This is a genomic window from Dyadobacter jiangsuensis (assembly GCF_003014695.1).
Taxonomy (GTDB): domain Bacteria; phylum Bacteroidota; class Bacteroidia; order Cytophagales; family Spirosomataceae; genus Dyadobacter; species Dyadobacter jiangsuensis.
In genome coordinates this window covers 21168-37064 of sequence record NZ_PYAS01000002.1, presented here as the reverse complement: position 1 = coordinate 37064, position 15897 = coordinate 21168, and the positions used below count along the sequence as shown (strand labels likewise).

General features: G+C 49.3%; 17 protein-coding genes. 10 read left to right on the top strand and 7 right to left on the bottom strand.

Annotation, left to right across the window (positions count from 1 at the left end; genetic code table 11):
• Window positions 1-160: 160 nt before the first annotated feature.
• Window positions 161-2134, bottom strand: coding sequence for a T9SS type B sorting domain-containing protein (locus CLV60_RS03330; protein ID WP_106594003.1), 1974 nt, complete (start codon window positions 2132-2134; stop codon window positions 161-163).
• A gap of 182 nt (window positions 2135-2316) precedes the next feature.
• Here CLV60_RS03330 and CLV60_RS03325 point away from each other — a divergent pair, with 182 nt between their 5' ends.
• From CLV60_RS03325 to CLV60_RS03315, 3 genes are read left to right on the top strand one after another with little or no spacing between them, the layout of a single operon-like run.
• Entirely contained in the window at window positions 2317-3570 is a 1254-nt protein-coding gene (locus tag CLV60_RS03325; RefSeq protein WP_106594002.1) for a bifunctional 3,4-dihydroxy-2-butanone-4-phosphate synthase/GTP cyclohydrolase II, read from the top strand.
• Complete coding sequence (locus CLV60_RS03320) at window positions 3567-3995, top strand: GNAT family N-acetyltransferase (protein ID WP_106594001.1); 429 nt, start codon at window positions 3567-3569, stop codon at window positions 3993-3995. The genes CLV60_RS03325 and CLV60_RS03320 overlap by 4 nt, the downstream gene beginning before the upstream one ends.
• Before the next feature lie 42 nt (window positions 3996-4037).
• Window positions 4038-5015 (top strand): bifunctional heptose 7-phosphate kinase/heptose 1-phosphate adenyltransferase, encoded by a 978-nt coding sequence (locus tag CLV60_RS03315; RefSeq protein WP_106594000.1) that lies wholly within the window; start codon window positions 4038-4040, stop codon window positions 5013-5015.
• A gap of 5 nt (window positions 5016-5020) precedes the next feature.
• Here CLV60_RS03315 and CLV60_RS03310 read toward each other — a convergent pair whose 3' ends face one another.
• From CLV60_RS03310 to CLV60_RS03295, 4 genes are all read right to left on the bottom strand, one after another.
• Complete coding sequence (locus CLV60_RS03310) at window positions 5021-5374, bottom strand: META domain-containing protein (protein ID WP_211302182.1); 354 nt, start codon at window positions 5372-5374, stop codon at window positions 5021-5023.
• Between the two features lie 155 nt (window positions 5375-5529).
• A complete protein-coding gene (locus tag CLV60_RS03305; RefSeq protein WP_106593998.1) occupies window positions 5530-6510 on the bottom strand; it encodes a hypothetical protein in 981 nt (326 codons plus the stop codon).
• Between the two features lie 56 nt (window positions 6511-6566).
• Window positions 6567-7514: a hypothetical protein gene (locus tag CLV60_RS03300; RefSeq protein ID WP_106593997.1), complete on the bottom strand. Its 948-nt coding sequence runs from the start codon at window positions 7512-7514 to the stop codon at window positions 6567-6569.
• Window positions 7456-8097 carry a hypothetical protein gene (locus CLV60_RS03295; protein ID WP_106593996.1) on the bottom strand — a complete coding sequence of 214 codons (642 nt, stop codon included), beginning with the start codon at window positions 8095-8097 and terminating at the stop codon, window positions 7456-7458. Before CLV60_RS03295 ends, CLV60_RS03300 begins: the two co-directional genes overlap by 59 nt.
• 53 nt (window positions 8098-8150) lie before the next feature.
• On the opposite strand from CLV60_RS03295, the gene CLV60_RS03290 reads away from it, so the two are divergent.
• On the top strand, window positions 8151-9149 hold the full coding sequence (locus CLV60_RS03290; RefSeq protein ID WP_106593995.1) for a polysaccharide deacetylase family protein: 999 nt from the start codon (window positions 8151-8153) through the stop codon (window positions 9147-9149).
• A 51-nt stretch (window positions 9150-9200) separates the two neighbouring features.
• Here CLV60_RS03290 and CLV60_RS03285 read toward each other — a convergent pair whose 3' ends face one another.
• Window positions 9201-9698 (bottom strand): nucleotidyltransferase, encoded by a 498-nt coding sequence (locus CLV60_RS03285; protein WP_229210796.1) that lies wholly within the window; start codon window positions 9696-9698, stop codon window positions 9201-9203.
• 254 nt (window positions 9699-9952) lie between these two features.
• Window positions 9953-11350, bottom strand: a complete 1398-nt coding sequence (lpdA, locus tag CLV60_RS03280; RefSeq protein WP_106593993.1) for a dihydrolipoyl dehydrogenase — start codon at window positions 11348-11350, stop codon at window positions 9953-9955.
• A 239-nt stretch (window positions 11351-11589) separates the two neighbouring features.
• On the opposite strand from lpdA, the gene CLV60_RS03275 reads away from it, so the two are divergent.
• From CLV60_RS03275 to CLV60_RS03250, 6 genes are all read left to right on the top strand, one after another.
• Entirely contained in the window at window positions 11590-11952 is a 363-nt protein-coding gene (locus tag CLV60_RS03275) for a four helix bundle protein (protein WP_106593992.1), read from the top strand.
• A 200-nt stretch (window positions 11953-12152) separates the two neighbouring features.
• Window positions 12153-13227, top strand: a protein-coding gene (prfB, locus tag CLV60_RS03270) for a peptide chain release factor 2 (RefSeq protein ID WP_146151516.1) whose coding sequence is annotated in 2 segments (ribosomal slippage) — window positions 12153-12212 and window positions 12214-13227 — 1074 coding nt in all. Because the reading frame shifts where the segments join, the coding sequence is not laid out codon by codon here.
• Between the two features lie 105 nt (window positions 13228-13332).
• A complete protein-coding gene (locus tag CLV60_RS03265; protein ID WP_106593990.1) occupies window positions 13333-13524 on the top strand; it encodes a hypothetical protein in 192 nt (63 codons plus the stop codon).
• Complete coding sequence (locus CLV60_RS03260; protein ID WP_106593989.1) at window positions 13517-13780, top strand: type II toxin-antitoxin system RelE family toxin; 264 nt, start codon at window positions 13517-13519, stop codon at window positions 13778-13780. Before CLV60_RS03265 ends, CLV60_RS03260 begins: the two co-directional genes overlap by 8 nt.
• A complete protein-coding gene (locus CLV60_RS03255; protein WP_106593988.1) occupies window positions 13773-14567 on the top strand; it encodes an alpha/beta fold hydrolase in 795 nt (264 codons plus the stop codon). Before CLV60_RS03260 ends, CLV60_RS03255 begins: the two co-directional genes overlap by 8 nt.
• A 24-nt stretch (window positions 14568-14591) precedes the next feature.
• A complete protein-coding gene (locus tag CLV60_RS03250; protein ID WP_106593987.1) occupies window positions 14592-15887 on the top strand; it encodes an MFS transporter in 1296 nt (431 codons plus the stop codon).
• Window positions 15888-15897 lie beyond the last annotated feature (10 nt).

The following is a 15897-nucleotide window of genomic DNA, read 5'->3' as shown; positions in this document are numbered from 1 at the left end:
TTTTCAAAGACGATAGATAAAACAATAAGTTTCCGGGAATCATAACGAATTCAAAAACGCGATAGCAAAAATAAGCTATTTAGGGGTGGCAGTAACGCGTACCTATTAAACGGGCATATTAAAAAAGTATTATCCCGGGAAAGATTGTCTTGAAAAAATCCTATCTTATTAGGAGAAAGCTCCCATTTTTGACCACAGTCTGGCCGGAAGCATTGGTCGCTTCGATCTTGTAGAGGTAATAACCGCCCGGAGCTTTGCCGGTCTTGATGTTTCCGTCCCAGCCTTCGGCGATATCCTCGGAATGGTAAACCACCTCGCCCCAGCGGCTGAAAACAGACATCTTGAAATCTTTAACGAAATAAGCCTTCACTTCGAAGCGCTCGTTATAAGCATCGCCGTTCGGTGTAAATGCATCGGGAACGAGAAGAATCGCTTCACTCCTGAAATTCAGCAAATTGGATACGCTCGTAAAATTACCATCGGACGATTTGGCTTCGATCCGGTAACCGAAATCGGATTGGGAGGCAAGATCGAGGGTATGACTGGTAGAAAGGCCTTTCGCGGTTTCATTAACCACATTTCCTCCCCCATCGACCTGTTGCAAGGTATAGGTCTCAACGGTACTGATGAACGGCGCCTCGGGATTCCAGACAATATCCGGCGTGTTGGTTGCAAGCAAAATGGAGCAAACCGGCGTACTGAACGACGGAGATTTCATTTTACAGGCATTCTCGTACTGGAAACGATAGCAATAGGAACTCTGCGAAGTGCTTACGTTTGTATCATCCCATTGCAAACTCTGGTTGTTGGGAGGGGAAACGACCTCAAAGTTCGAGCTGCCAAGCATTGCGCGCTCCACAACCAGGTTGTATTCGCTGGTAAGCCCTTCGCCCGAAAGCTCCACTTTGGTGCCGATCGTATTGTTGTCCTTCACCGTAACCAACGCATTGGTAATGTCGCCCGGAGCCGAACTCTTAGGCTGCAATCTAATGGGTGCCGAATAGGATCGGACATCGTTGTTGATGATGGTGACGATCTCGTATTGATAGGTATTCCCGCATTTGACATCCGTATCTTCATACGAACGCTTGTCGGGAGTAGTGAAAATTACGGCGCCGTTCCGTTTCAACTGAAACTCCACCACTCCATCGGTATTTGACTCCGTCTCCCATTCGAGGGAGATGATTTCGTCGAGCGACAGGCCTCCCTCCTTGATCGCAACGCTGCTTACAATCGGGCTTGTAATGACATTACCGCAAATGTCCGTCGAACGGAGCTGAAAGCGGTATACAGCCTTCGGATCCAGCAGAGGGACTGATACCGACTGTACCCCGCCGGTTTTCCTGCTTTGGTTGGTAAAAACAAATTCTCCGTCTCCCTTGGCGATGTAAACCTTGGTTTCGATTCCCTCCATTCCATCATAAATGATTTTCGCATTCCCATCTTCCGGCATTTCTACGGTTCTGATCCGGATACCGGTGAGCGATTGCGATCCGTTGGCTGTCAGGGTGGTGGTATTCGCTTCGGTATTACACACGCTATTGGCGTAAGACCCTTTCAAAGTAATGGCTGGCAGGTTGCCGGGATTATAACTATGTTCGAAAAAAGCTGTGGTACTTGTTTTCACATTGACATTCAATGTCGCGCCATCGCCCCAGTTGATCGTCACGATATCATATGCCTTCGTCACCGGATCGTCACCGAGCGTGACCATCGCCTTGCCGTTAGTGCAGGTTATCAGTTCTCCCTTCGGCCCCCGCGTTTCCTTTACGACCACGTCCTTACACGCACTGAAACCGGTACCACCTGCACTGCCGTACTGTAAAATCGTGAAAGTGCCCGGCGTAGGATAGGTATAGGAAGAATCCTGTGTGGTTTCGCTCAGACTGGGGGGAGTATTCTGGTTGCGGTCGAAACGGAAAGCATAGGTAAGGTTCTCCGGTTTCGGCACCTTATTTTTCACATTCACCGTCAGCGGCGCGCAACCGACTTCCGGTGTCACGGTAAATCCGCCCGTAGTACCGCAAAAGCTCTGTGTAGCTTCTGTCCTCGCACTAGCGCCCTGACCGGAAACTTCCTGAATAACAAGCGAAAAAATGCCAAGGAGAAATGCGATCAGTAGCTTATGCTTCATATTGAGTAAAGTAGGTTCCCGCAAGGTGTGCCAGCCGGGTTTGCTCCCGTGAAACGGATCATGCAAATCCTTTGTTCAATCTGTAACGGACGTTCAAAAATAGAACTTTCGACATTATCAACGTACCTTTGCAGAGTAAAAACGAGTTTTAGTTTAAAACTATTTTTTCATTAACCCGATTAATGAGTAACAATACGAACCCGATTGCGCTGGACTCTATCGAAGACGCCATCGAAGCAATCAAAAGAGGGGAGCTTATCATCGTTGTAGATGATGAAGACCGTGAAAATGAAGGTGATTTTATCTGCGCTGCCGAACTGGTAACGCCGGAAATAGTCAATTTTATGGCGAGGGAAGGCCGCGGACTTATCTGCGTGCCCATTACCGAAGAGCGCTGCGCCGAACTTGAACTGGAAATGATGGTAGGCAACAACACCGCCCTGCACGAAACTGCATTCACCGTTTCCGTCGATTTGCTTGGGCACGGCTGTACCACCGGTATTTCGGCCAGCGACCGCTCCAAGACCATCCAGGCGCTTGTCAGCAAGGACACCAAGCCAACGGATCTCGGCCGCCCCGGACATATTTTCCCGCTGAAAGCCAAAAGAGGCGGTGTGCTTCGCCGCACCGGCCATACCGAAGCGGCGATCGATTTCCCGCGTCTGGCCGGACTATCACCGGCAGGTGTTTTGGTGGAGATTCTGAATGAAGATGGTTCGATGGCGCGCCTGCCTCAACTGCGCGAAATCGCGAATCGCTTCAACTTGAAACTCGTCAGCATTAAGGACCTGATCGAGTACCGTCTTCGGGAAGAATCGCTGATCAAACGTGAAATCGGCGTCGATATGCCCACCAAATGGGGCCATTTCGACCTGATCGCCTACCGCCAGATCAATACCGGGGATTTGCACCTTGCATTGGTAAAAGGAACCTGGGAAAAAGACGAGCCTGTACTCGTGCGCGTGCATTCGTCGTGCGTTACGGGAGATATTTTCGGCTCATGCCGTTGCGACTGCGGTCCTCAGCTGCACGCCGCCATGGAAATGGTGGATCAGGCCGGTAAAGGGGTGATCGTTTACATGAACCAGGAAGGCCGCGGAATTGGTCTTTTAAATAAACTAAGGGCCTATAAGTTACAGGAAATGGGCCGCGACACTGTGGAGGCAAACCTGGAACTGGGCTTCCCAATGGACGACCGCGACTATGGTGTAGGTGCGCAGATTTTGCGTGATCTCGAACTCACCAAAATCAAGCTCATTACCAACAATCCTAAGAAACGTGCGGGATTAATTGGCTACGGCCTTGAAATCGTGGATTCGGTGGGAATCGAAATCCCGGCCAACCCCTATAACGAGAAATACCTGCTCACCAAACGTGACAAAATGGGTCACAATCTGAGCAACCTGACCATCGTAGGACATAACAAAGGACTATGACGATCGAAACCGTCCGAACAGACGCAGATATCCTCAAATGCCGCGGCGCTATCCAGGCGCTGCGGCCATTGCTGACTGACGACATTTATACCGACGCCATCAAGCAAACCCTCGCCGATAACCGGCAAATCATTTTCATCGAAGACGGCAGCCCCGATGCCGCCGCAGTGGCCGTTTTTGAAACCGGTTACAATCTTTTTCGTGGAAAATACATCTACATCGACGATCTTTCGACTTTGCCGACGCAGCGCGGCAAGGGCTACGCAGGAATGCTGCTCGACTGGATCACGGAATATGCCCGGAAAGAACGGTTCAATGAAATCCATCTCGATTCGGGCGTAAATGCGGCCCGGACGGACGCGCACCGGCTTTATCTCAATAAAAGATTTCAGGTTGCCAGCCTGCATTTTGTTGCCAAAGTCTGATTTTTTACCGCAGATTTGCCGGCAATTTTAGCACATAACTACATGACAATCGATCAGGTTTTTGAAGCATTTGATACCCTTCGTGTACTGGTAATCGGCGATGTAATGCTCGATTCCTATGTTTGGGGAAAAGTTGAAAGAATATCTCCGGAAGCTCCCGTACCGGTGGTCAATGTTCAAAAAAGGGAATACCGGCTGGGCGGCGCAGGCAATGTGCTGTTGAATGTACAATCACTCGGTGCAGAAGCTATTATCTGCTCTGTTATCGGCACCGATGGCCCCGGCGACCTGCTCGAAAACAGCCTGAAAGAGAAAGGGTTGAACTGCGAAGGACTGATCCGAAGCGACGACCGCATAACCACCATTAAAGAACGGATTATCGCCGGTTCCCAGCAGGTGGTCCGGATTGATACCGAAACCGACAAGCCGGTTTCAAAATCAGAAACTGAAAAACTGATCGCGAAGGCTAAGGAGCTGATCCCTTCCTGCCAGGTAATCATTTTTGAAGATTACGACAAAGGTGTGCTTACGCCCGAATCCATCGCCGAAATCACTGCATTCGCCAATGCGAATAATGTCCCGACGGTTGTCGATCCCAAAAAGCGCAATTTCCTGGCCTATAACCACGTCACGCTTTTCAAACCCAATCTGAAAGAGCTCCGCGAAGGTTTAAAAGTGGATTTCAATGTGGATAACCTCGACGAGCTGAAAGCGACAGTGCAGCATTTGAAAGATACGCTTCAAGTCAACGGCGCATTGATCACGTTGTCGGAAAGAGGCGTTTTCATTGATTTCAATAACGAAACCCACAAACTTCCGGCGCATATCCGCCAGATTGCCGACGTTTCCGGCGCTGGGGACACGGTCATCAGCATTGCCGCCTGCTGCGTGGCATTAGGGCTTCCCGCCAAAAGCGTAGCAGCCATTTCCAACCTCGGCGGAGGGCTGGTATGCGAGATGGTCGGTGTGGTACCTATTGATAAAGATCTATTGAAATCGGAAGCGAAACGGCTGGTTTAGCGCGCCTACTTCCGGGTGAAACGCATCACGCCAATATCCCCGGAGATGAAGTTCAATGTATTTCCGTCGCTCACCGAATAGGTCGTCACTTTTTTGAGTGTTTCTACGAATTTGTTTTCTCCTTCACCGGGACAAAACATTTTGGTCATCATGAAAGGCTCGTTGAAGTCGATTTTAGGCCCGTCCGTTTTGAGCTTTCCGGCAAATGAATTGCAGCTTGTGTTCCCGCTGAACTTCTGCTCAGTGAGGTCGAACCTTATGACCGGCTTTTTCTCCTTGTAAAGTTCTTCGAAGGAACTCCCCGGAAGTATGATGTAATTCAACTCCCATTCTCCTTCCAGCGTAGCTTTTTCAGACATGGCTGTTTGTGTTGTTTTGGCGGTTTTACTGCTCTTGCAAGCGACAAATCCGATCAGAAATACGAGTAGAAAAAGCCCGAAAGTCCTCATAGCGCTGTTAGTTAGGTGAATGAAGTAAGTTTCCTGGCTAATTTACAAATATTTCGGCCTGAAACTTACCAGTTAATACCACCCTCTCCCAGGCTCATCCGCCGCATGAATTTCGACGAAAGACTGGACCGGCTCGTGATGTAACGTATGCTCGCGCCTATGTAAGGCGTGGTTGCGGGTGTGTAGGACGTGAGGTTTTCGCGGGCGCTGTTAAATGTTCGCAGCTGCCTGAATGTGGTCACACCCGCCTCCACCGACACATTCAGCACCGAAAACAAGTGCGCATTGGCAGCAACGCCGGTTTTCATCTGACGGTAATTCTCGCGCCGCAAGGCCTTTTCCTCCGGTGTTTGCACCTGAAAACCACCGCTGTAACCATTTAATCCCGCCAGGAAATCGACATTGAACCATTTGGTAGCCTTGTAATTCGCATTGACCATAAACGGCAGCAATGCGGAAACGCGCCAATGTTTACCCAGCCCCTTATTTACCCCCAATACCGGAATAAAACGCAGCTTCTGATTATAGGCCAGCACCGATCCATACATAAACTGCGTACGAAGCCCGAGAATGTGCATTCTCGCCGCCCCGCCCCAGAAAAATGGCTGCGGGCTGAAAAACGTCTCATTGCTCTCCGTCATACCCAATCCGCCGCCATAAACCCAAAGCCGGTCCTGAATACTCGCTTGCAAGCGGATCACACCGAGAGATAATGTTTTATAGCCGTTGGATGGGTCGTTCTTGCCGTCGAATGTTGGCTGTATCTGGGTATACTGAGCAATGGCGACGGTATGAACTGCTCTTAGGTCGAATTTTTTGCGCAGGCTGTACCCCAGCTGTACCTCGCTCTGCAAGGGAATGATCCCGAAAAAACCTGTCCTCGAAAGACCATAATCCCGTGTGCCGTCGAGGCTCGCAGGCACCGTGTAATCCGCTTTCAGCGTCAGGTTCGGATAAAAAAGGCGACTTAGGGAAAAGTGCTGGGCTTGTGCCGGAATGATCAGGCACAATAGCAGACAGGTTAACAGGTTGCGCGAGTTAGCCATGCAGGAATGTCAGGGGATGCGTTAAAATGTTGGCAAATAACGCGAAAATAATAGGGCTATTGTGCAGTGACTCTCAGTCGCAGCTCTTCATAGCTCATTGCGAGCGGTGCCGTATGTGAGAGTGCATTCGGGCATATTATCTTTTCAACCGCCCATCCGTCACGGGTAATTATCTCATACAATCGTTTTTCCCAGGATGTCGCACTCCGCCCTTTTTCGGGTTCTCCGAGGTATCCATTTACATAAATCGCCTTTTGGCTACTCAGGTAATAGCATACCTGCCACTGTTCATAATTAGGGTTCGGGTTCGAATTAAGCATAACAATCCGGTAGCCGTCCTTCACAAAACCGGTGTCGAAAGGATGCAAGGTACCATCTGAAAGCCGGGCGCGCCAGGTTGAGTCTTCCTTCGCATTATACTTATGTAGCTGATCTTCCGACATTACGCCCAACCCTTTGGGGCAATGCAACTGCGTACCGGAATCAAACAGATCTGAAAGGGACTGAACCCAGGAAATTGCCTGAGCGCCAAAGATATTCCGGATGTTCTTTCCCGGAAACTTGTCAGCAAGAGCCCTTCTCATTTTAGCGATAATCACTTCATTGTAAACGAATCCGGTAAAGAGATCAATGACCTGGCCGCTTTCCACGACAAGTGTACGCATACCCCCAAAATTCCCCCCGGTTAATTCCATTACAAAAAGGCTGTTACCAATATCCGTAAACCTGAATTGGGCTTTCTCCTCCGGCGTTGGCTCACGGGCAAATGTGGAATCGGGAAATGGCTCATTGATGTGACTCCAAGCCAAATTTTGCTTAACGGTCATACCGAAACTCGTACTCGTTTCCTCCAAATCGGCCGGTAGCAGCATGTTGGATATCTTCTTGTAATTTCTGAACGTACGGATGTCTTTATAATGCACCGGCCCTTTTCCCATCAACGGGTCAGTATCTACCTGCGGAATGACAATCTGCGACACGAGCTGGCTTTCCTTCCCGATCATCACCATCGATCCATTTGTCACCAGTCTTTACCTGTACAATGTGCTGATCCTCATTCTCCACAGCGGCCGTTCCCGTGTAGTGCAGTTCAACGGTATCGACCGCCATATATTCAAGCAATAATGCTGGATTACTAAGTATAAACGGGGCCATTTCACCCTTGCGAACTTCCTTCACAGTTCGACTCGTATCCTCGGTACTTGTTAGGCCTGTTCTCAGGTGAACAGCCCTTTTTAAGCTCAAATCGACAATTGAAACATCTACCAATCGCTCGTACATCGCTATCAAATCCTGATCGAGGGTTTCGCTGACGCGCTTTATTTCGGCGGCCATTTGCTCTTTAACTGAGTCGGGGGCAATGCTCATGAGTGACTCCATCAAATCGCGCATCGGGCTGCGTTGTGATTGTTTTAAGGCAGCTGTACCTGAGCGGTCGAAAGTGGTAACGAGTTTAAAACTTTTCACTTGCTTACCGCCCGTAGTTTTCAAAAGAGCCTTCTTCACGATCGCCCTCGCCGACACATTTTGCGCGGATAACTGGCCCGTGTAAAAAAGCAGTAAAAACGCTAGTACGAAGTTCTTCATAAGGGGTATAGTCTGTTAATGAGCAACTGCAAACATAACCAAATAATGAGCTTATGAAGAAAGTGTCACTGCTATTTGCAATCCTATTGTCCGGAAGCGCTTTCGCTCAGACAACAGAACCTACCTACGCCGAAAAACTCGGGTATCCCAAAGGCAAAAAGGTGCTCATTATCCACGTCGACGATGTGGGTATGTCCTACGAGTCCAACCAGGGCGCTATCAAAGCCATTCGCGAAGGTGTTGCCAATTCATTGAGTGTGATGATGCCGTGCGGCTGGGTGCCTGGTTTTGTGCATTACTGGAAAGAAAACAGGGACATCGATGCGGGGCTGCACCTGACCATGACGTCGGAATGGAAAGACTATCGCTGGGGGCCGCTGGCCGGCAAGAACCAGGTTAAAGGACTTACCGATCCGGAAGGTGCATTGTGGCGCGGTGTAGCAGATGTTGTCAAAAATGCCTCTCCGGGCGAAGTCGAAACCGAAATCCGCGCGCAGCTGGAACGCGCACGCACGATGGGCTTCGAGCCTACGCACCTCGATTCGCATATGGGCACGCTGTTCGCGACGCCCGAGTTTTTGGAAAGGTATTTGAAAGTAGGAATGCAGGAAAAGATTCCTGTGATGTTTCCCGGCGGCCACAATACCGCTATCAGGGGCGAGGAAAAAATGATCGACAAGCAGTTTGAAATGACTCAAAACGTCGGCAAACAGCTTTGGGCGGCAGGCTTGCCAGTCCTGGACGACCTGGAAAACACCAGCTACGGATGGAAGGGCCCCGAAAATGGCGACAAATCCGCAAAAGCATTGCAGCAATACAAAACCGCAAAATACATCGAAGCGATAGGTAAACTGAAACCCGGCCTCACGATGGTCATCATGCATTGCACGGTCCACACCGAAGTCTTCCCGCAAATCTCCGACTCCTGGCCCACCCGCGAAGGCGATTTCCTGGCGATGATCGACCCGGAGTTGCGAAAGTATATTGAGAAGGAAGGAATTATACTAACTACGTGGCGGGAGGCGATGCAGCGGAGGCAGAAGGTGAAATGACGACCGACGACTGACCGCCGACGGCCGATCGTGTGTACCGACTTTCGGCGGTCAGCTGTCGGCCGTCGGCCGTCGGTAATCCTCCTCCCAGATTCGCTGCAATTCTTCCAGATCGGCAAGGTCTTTCTTTCTTGCAGTTGCCTTTTTTTCGGTAATCAGATCGCGCAGATGGATAACGGAAAATGGCACACCGTCGTAGTCCGCCACCAATGCTCTTTCATAACAAGCTTCGAAGTCGCTATCTGCGAAAGCTTTTAACGAATGTCCTAAATCCAGTTCGAAACCAGATTTCCCGAATCGTACCGACGTCCATCCGAATATCAAAGGCATTGTCGTCAAAAGCTCCGCTCCAACCACCTCGTTCTCCCGCAAAGCGCGTACGAACGCCTCCGTATTTTCACGGGTATTACCAATCCACAAGTCCATATCCAGTGTCGTCCGGATGTGCCCATGAACGACTCCGGCCATTCCCCCTACCAACAGGTATTTGACCTTATGTTGGTTTAAACTTCTCAAAAGCTGTAAAACGTCGTCACTGCTGATATCCATTGATCGTTTCTTTGTAGCGTTGGGATTTCCACGATGTAATTTGTCTGCCACGTTGTTTAAGCGCAGAAATGTTTCCAGATTCTCGGAATGTTGTCTGGTTAATGCGTTTGCAGACATAGGAATGTTGAGCAGTAGTTTATGTAAAAATAAACAATGCCCGGAATAACTCCCGGGCATTGCGCATTCAATATTGTTACTTCCAACAAACGACAGCCCGCGTTCAGCGGTCGGCCGTCAGCCGTCGGCGGTCATTCTTACAAATCGATCGCCTCGCCATAAGCCGCCTCAGTAGCACCTTTCAGCGCTTCCGACATGGTTGGGTGCGGGTGTACGGAACGCATGATTTCGTGCGAAGTAGTTTCCAGCTTGCGGGCAACTACTACCTCAGCGATCATTTCCGTTACGTTCGCGCCGATCATGTGCGCTCCGAGGAACTCGCCGTATTTCGCGTCGAAGATTACTTTTACGAAACCGTCGGTAACGCCTGCTCCTACCGCCTTACCAGACGCTTTGAATGGGAATTTACCTACTTTGATATCGTAGCCTGCTTCTTTCGCCTTTTTCTCGGTGAAACCTACCGATGCGATTTCCGGCTGGCAATAAGTACATCCAGGGATGTTGCCGTAATCCAATGCTTCGGTTTTGTGCCCCGCGATTTTCTCGGCGCAGATAATCCCTTCGGCAGTGGCCACGTGTGCCAATGCCTGGCCTGGCGTACAGTCACCGATTGCGTAGAATCCAGGAACGCTGGTTTCGTACCACTCGTTAACCACGATTTTACCTTTCTCCGTTTTGATACCTGTTTCTTCCAGACCGATGTTTTCGATATTTGAAACAATACCTGCCGCCGAAAGCACTACATCTACTTCGAAAGTTTTCTCGCCTTCAGGAGTTTTCACGGTCACTTTGCAACCTTTGCCGCTTGTATCCACTTTTTCTACCGAAGAGTTTACCAAAGTTTCGATACCGATCTTCTTGTATTGCTTCGCGATTTCCTTTGAAATCTCTTCGTCTTCAACCGGAACCAGGTTAGGGAGGAATTCCACTACGGTAACCTTGGTTCCCATTGAGTTATAAACGTATGCAAACTCCATTCCGATCGCACCTGAGCCGATTACCAGCATGGAAGCAGGCTGTTTTTCAAGGCTCATCGCCTTACGGTATTCGATGATCTTCTGACCGTCGAGTTTGATGTTCGGCAACTCGCGTGCGCGTGCACCTGTTGCAATGATCACACCTTTTGAAGCGGTGTAATCCACTTTTTTGCCATCCTTGTCTGTTACTTCAACCGTCTTTTGGCCTTTCACTTTGCCGGTACCCATGATGACGTCGATCTTGTTCTTTTTCATCAGGAACGACACCCCTTTGCTCATGCTGTCGGCAACACCGCGGCTGCGTTTGATCACCGCTCCGAAATCAGCCGATGAGTCGCTTACATTGATACCGTAATCTTTTGCATGCTTGATGTACTCGAAAACCTGAGCACTTTTCAGCAACGCTTTTGTTGGAATACAACCCCAGTTAAGGCAAATTCCTCCTAAACTTTCTTTTTCAACAATAGCAACTTTAAGTCCTAATTGGGAAGCACGAATGGCTGCGGGATAACCCCCGGGGCCGCTACCAATTACAATCACATCATATGTTTGAGCCATTTTCCGGTATTTTTATTGTACGAAATGGGTTGACAAAATTTTGACGCAAAGGTAATAATTATCGTTAGAAATTGGTCAGGAATTAGTCAGGTCTGGTCAGATGTTGTCAGTGTGGTCAGGAATTAGTCAGGTCTGGTCAAGTATAGTCAGGAAGTCATTTGTTGTGAAGCTGATAAGGTTATTACAAGTTGTTACCAAAGGGAGATTCTGGCGTATCAATGTGGTAACAAACGGGCTGCATGATGAAACTGGAAGAACTGCAAGTATACCAGCTGGCAATGGTGATTGGCGACGAAATATGGCGAATAGTAGACGATTGGAGCTATTTTGTGAAAGACGCATTTGGCAAACAACTGATCCGCGCTTCCGATTCTATCGCTGCCAACATCGCCGAGGGCTTTGGAAGATACCATTATAAAGAGAATCTGAACTTCTGCTACTATTCTAGGGGTTCTTTAAGGGAAACAGTAACCTGGCTTACCAAAGCATTGAACAGGAATCTGATTTCTAGGGAAAAATTCACAGAATTGAACCAACTTTGTGAGTTGTTATCAGTTAAACTTAACAACTACATCAAAACAATAGGCAAAGGCCTGCGGTGATTCAAGACAGGTAACAGTCACAACAAATGACCACACCTGACAATTCATGACTACTAATGACAACCCATGACTACTCATGACAATTCATGACCACTCATGACAACCCATGACTACTCATGACAATTCATGACCAAACTTGACCACCCCCGCCAAAACCTGACAGCGAAGCATTTATTTTTAACTTAAATTCAAAAAATTCAATGACTGCAGAGCAATTGAAAGACTTGAAAGCCCGTGTAGAGGCTTTGGGGAGGTATCTTTGACTACGCTAACCGGAAACAACAGCTAGGACAACTCGAACAGCAAACTGTTCAGCCGGAATTCTGGAATGACTCGACCCGCGCGGAAAAAGTCATGAGAGAGATCCGCGGATTGAAATTCTGGACCAATGGTTACGAGGAACTCGCGCGCCTGCGCGACGACCTGGACACGATCTGGGAATTTTATGAAGCCGACGAAGCCACCGAAGAAGAGGTGGACGACGAAGGCAAAAAACTCGCCGACAAACTCGACGAAATCGAGTTCCGGAAAATGATGGGCGAAGAGGGCGACGAACTGCCTGCCGTGATCGAAATCAATGCGGGAGCGGGTGGTACCGAGTCGCAAGACTGGGCTTCCATGCTCATGCGGATGTACATTATGTGGGCGGAGAAGAATGGCTACAAGGTGCGCCAGGTGGATTTGCAGGATGGCGATGTGGCCGGAGTGAAATCCGTGACCCTCGAAATCGACGGTGAATATGCCTACGGTAACCTGAAATCGGAAAACGGCGTACACCGCCTCGTCCGCATTTCGCCATTCGACTCGAATGCACGCCGGCATACCTCATTTACCTCTGTGTATGTGTACCCGCTCGCAGACGACAATATCGAGATCGAGGTGAATATGGCCGACATTACCTGGGACACTTACCGTTCGGGTGGCGCTGGTGGACAGAACGTAAACAAGGTGGAAACCGCGGTACGTTTGCACCACAAGCCTTCGGGCATCATCATCGCCTGTCAGCAGGAACGTTCGCAGCTCATGAACAAGGAGGTTGCGATCCGATTGTTGAAATCGCGCCTGTACCAGATCGAGCTCGAAAAGCGTAACTCGGCTCGTGCCGAAGTGGAAGCTTCGAAGCGCAAGATCGAATGGGGCTCGCAAATCCGCAGCTACGTCCTCGACGACCGCCGCGTCAAAGACCACCGTACCGATTACCAGACTTCGAATACCGAAGCGGTGTTGAACGGTGATATCAATGCGTTCATCAAGGCGTATTTGATGGAAGCCTAAGATAATCAAAAAGACCTCTCAAACGGGCTGTTTCAGTGAGCAGGGCGTTTGGAGGTCTTTTTGTTTTAGCTTAAATTTAATATTCCTATTCAAACTTCAATTTACATGACCGGAGTCAGATACAATACCGACGCGCAAGGGCACAAGACCGAAGTGATTATCGATCTGAAAAAACATGGTCAGATAGTGGAAGATATTCTGGATGCGCTACTGGTCGAAGAAAGGAAACATGAAGAATCAATTCCCTTTGAAGAATTTGTGCAACAATTAAAAGCCGAGGGAAAATTTGATGAATGAAGTTTACGAAGTCATCATTAATAGTTCGGCTCAAAAAGATATCAAAAAGCTTCCGGTACAGGAAGTCAAAAAAATAGTCCCGGCCATTCGCCTGCTGGCCAACGAGCCAAGGCCCTCTGGCAGTAAAAAGTTAGTCACTACAAAAAACACTTACCGGGTTCGGGTAGGAAATTACAGGATACTCTACTGCATTGAGGACCATATCAGGATTGTAGAAGTATCGGCAGTAAAACATCGCCGGGAAGCCTATGAGTGACCATTATTCAAAAAATCTCCCTTTTCACAAACTCGGCTCCGGCCCGAACATTCTCCTCGCATTCCACGGAATTGGGCAAGACGGGACATCGTGTTTTGCGCCAATCCTTACTCCTCTCGGCACGCATTACACCATCTACGCATTCGACCTCCCGTACCACGGGCAAAAGAGCAATGCCCCTTTCGAAGTCATTTCAAAAGCAGAGTGGAAAAACAGCATTCAACATTTCCTAAACCAAAACAACATCACCCGCTTCGACATTACCGGTTTCAGCATTGGCGGGCGCTTTGCATTGGCTACGCTCGAAGCATTTCCAGAAAGTATCGATAATGCATTCCTCATTGCACCCGACGGTGTATCCGAGCACCCTATGTACGCGCTCGCGACACGCATCCCGCCCGCGCGATGGATGTATGGATGGTTAATGCGGCATCCCGGCATTTTTTTCCCCGGTGTTCGTGTGGCCAGGACGCTGAAACTGGCCAGCAAAAGCCTTGTCCGGTTCACGCAGCAAGTCTTGAACACGCCTGAGAAAAGGCAAACCATTTACCGTTCCTGGGTAGCATTCCGGGATCTGCGGTTTAATATTCCGGCATTGGTCAAAACAGCGAATGCAAATGGCGTAACGATTTACCTTTTCGCAGGCGTTTATGATAGTTTGCTGAAACCCAAAGCAGTACAAAAGTTGGCGGAGCTGCTTCCCGAAAAACAATACATTGAACTAAAAAGCGGCCATACCCGTCTGGTAGAGCACGCGGCCGCATGGATTTGCACTTTATTTAAGTAAATTGGGAAAACCTAATCCCGATTTATGGAGCAAACTTTACACAAAGACGACACCGGCTGGCGCCTCAAAGCCATTATCGGGGGTTCCGCAGGTAACCTTGTCGAATGGTACGACTGGTACGCCTACTCCGCATTCTCCCTCTATTTTGCCGGTACATTCTTTCCCGACTCAAACCCAACGGTCCAACTGATCAACACAGCAGGCATTTTCGCAGTGGGCTTTCTGATGCGGCCTATCGGCGGATATGTTTTCGGTAAGCTGGCGGATAACCGTGGGCGCAAAGTAGCCATGACTGTTTCGGTGCTACTCATGTCGTTGGGATCGTTGCTCATCGCATTCCTGCCGAGTTACAACAGCATCGGTATTGCAGCGCCATTGCTGCTGTTGATCGCCCGACTGCTCCAAGGGCTCAGCGTCGGCGGAGAATATGGCACTTCCGCCACGTACCTCAGCGAAGTGGCGACCGAGGAAAAACGCGGGTTCTTTTCCAGCTTCCAATACGTGACACTCATCGGCGGGCAGCTTATTGCATTGGGTTTACAGCTGATTTTACAAAATATCTTCCTTACCGACCAGCAAATGCATGACTGGGGCTGGCGTATTCCATTTGTGATCGGGGCTATGTTATCATTAGTAGCATTGTACCTGCGTGCGCATCTTAACGAGACGGAAGCATTTCAATCCAAAGATCTTAAAGTAAAGAAAGAAGGCTCACTGAAAGAGCTGATGAAACACCCCAAGGCAGTTTTGGTGGTAATTGGCCTTACATCCGGCGGTACACTGGCGTTCTACACCTACACCACTTATATGCAGAAGTTCCTCGTAAACACGGTAGGGCTTACCAAATACCAATCTACGATACTCACCTTCTGCTCGCTCTTTATATTTGCGGCATTGCAGCCGGTTTTCGGAGCGATCAGCGATCGTATTGGCCGTCGGCCGCTACTGATTGGTTTCGGCGTGTTAGGGACGATTTTCACTTATCCACTCCTCACTACGCTGAGCCATACTACCGAAATGTGGCCTGCATTCGGGCTACTGATGGCCGCGCTGATCATTGTGAGCGGTTATACGTCCATCAATGCTGTTGTAAAAGCCGAGCTGTTTCCCGTGGAGGTGCGTGCACTGGGTGTGGGACTCCCCTATTCGATCGCGGTGGCCGTTTTCGGCGGCACGGCCGAATACCTGGCATTGTGGGCCAAGAACCTGGGGCATGAAACATGGTACTACTGGTATGTGACCATCTGCATTTTTATTTCACTGATCGTCTACATCCGCATGAAGGATACCAAACACACTTCTCTCATCGAAAAACATTGATTTTTAGCCT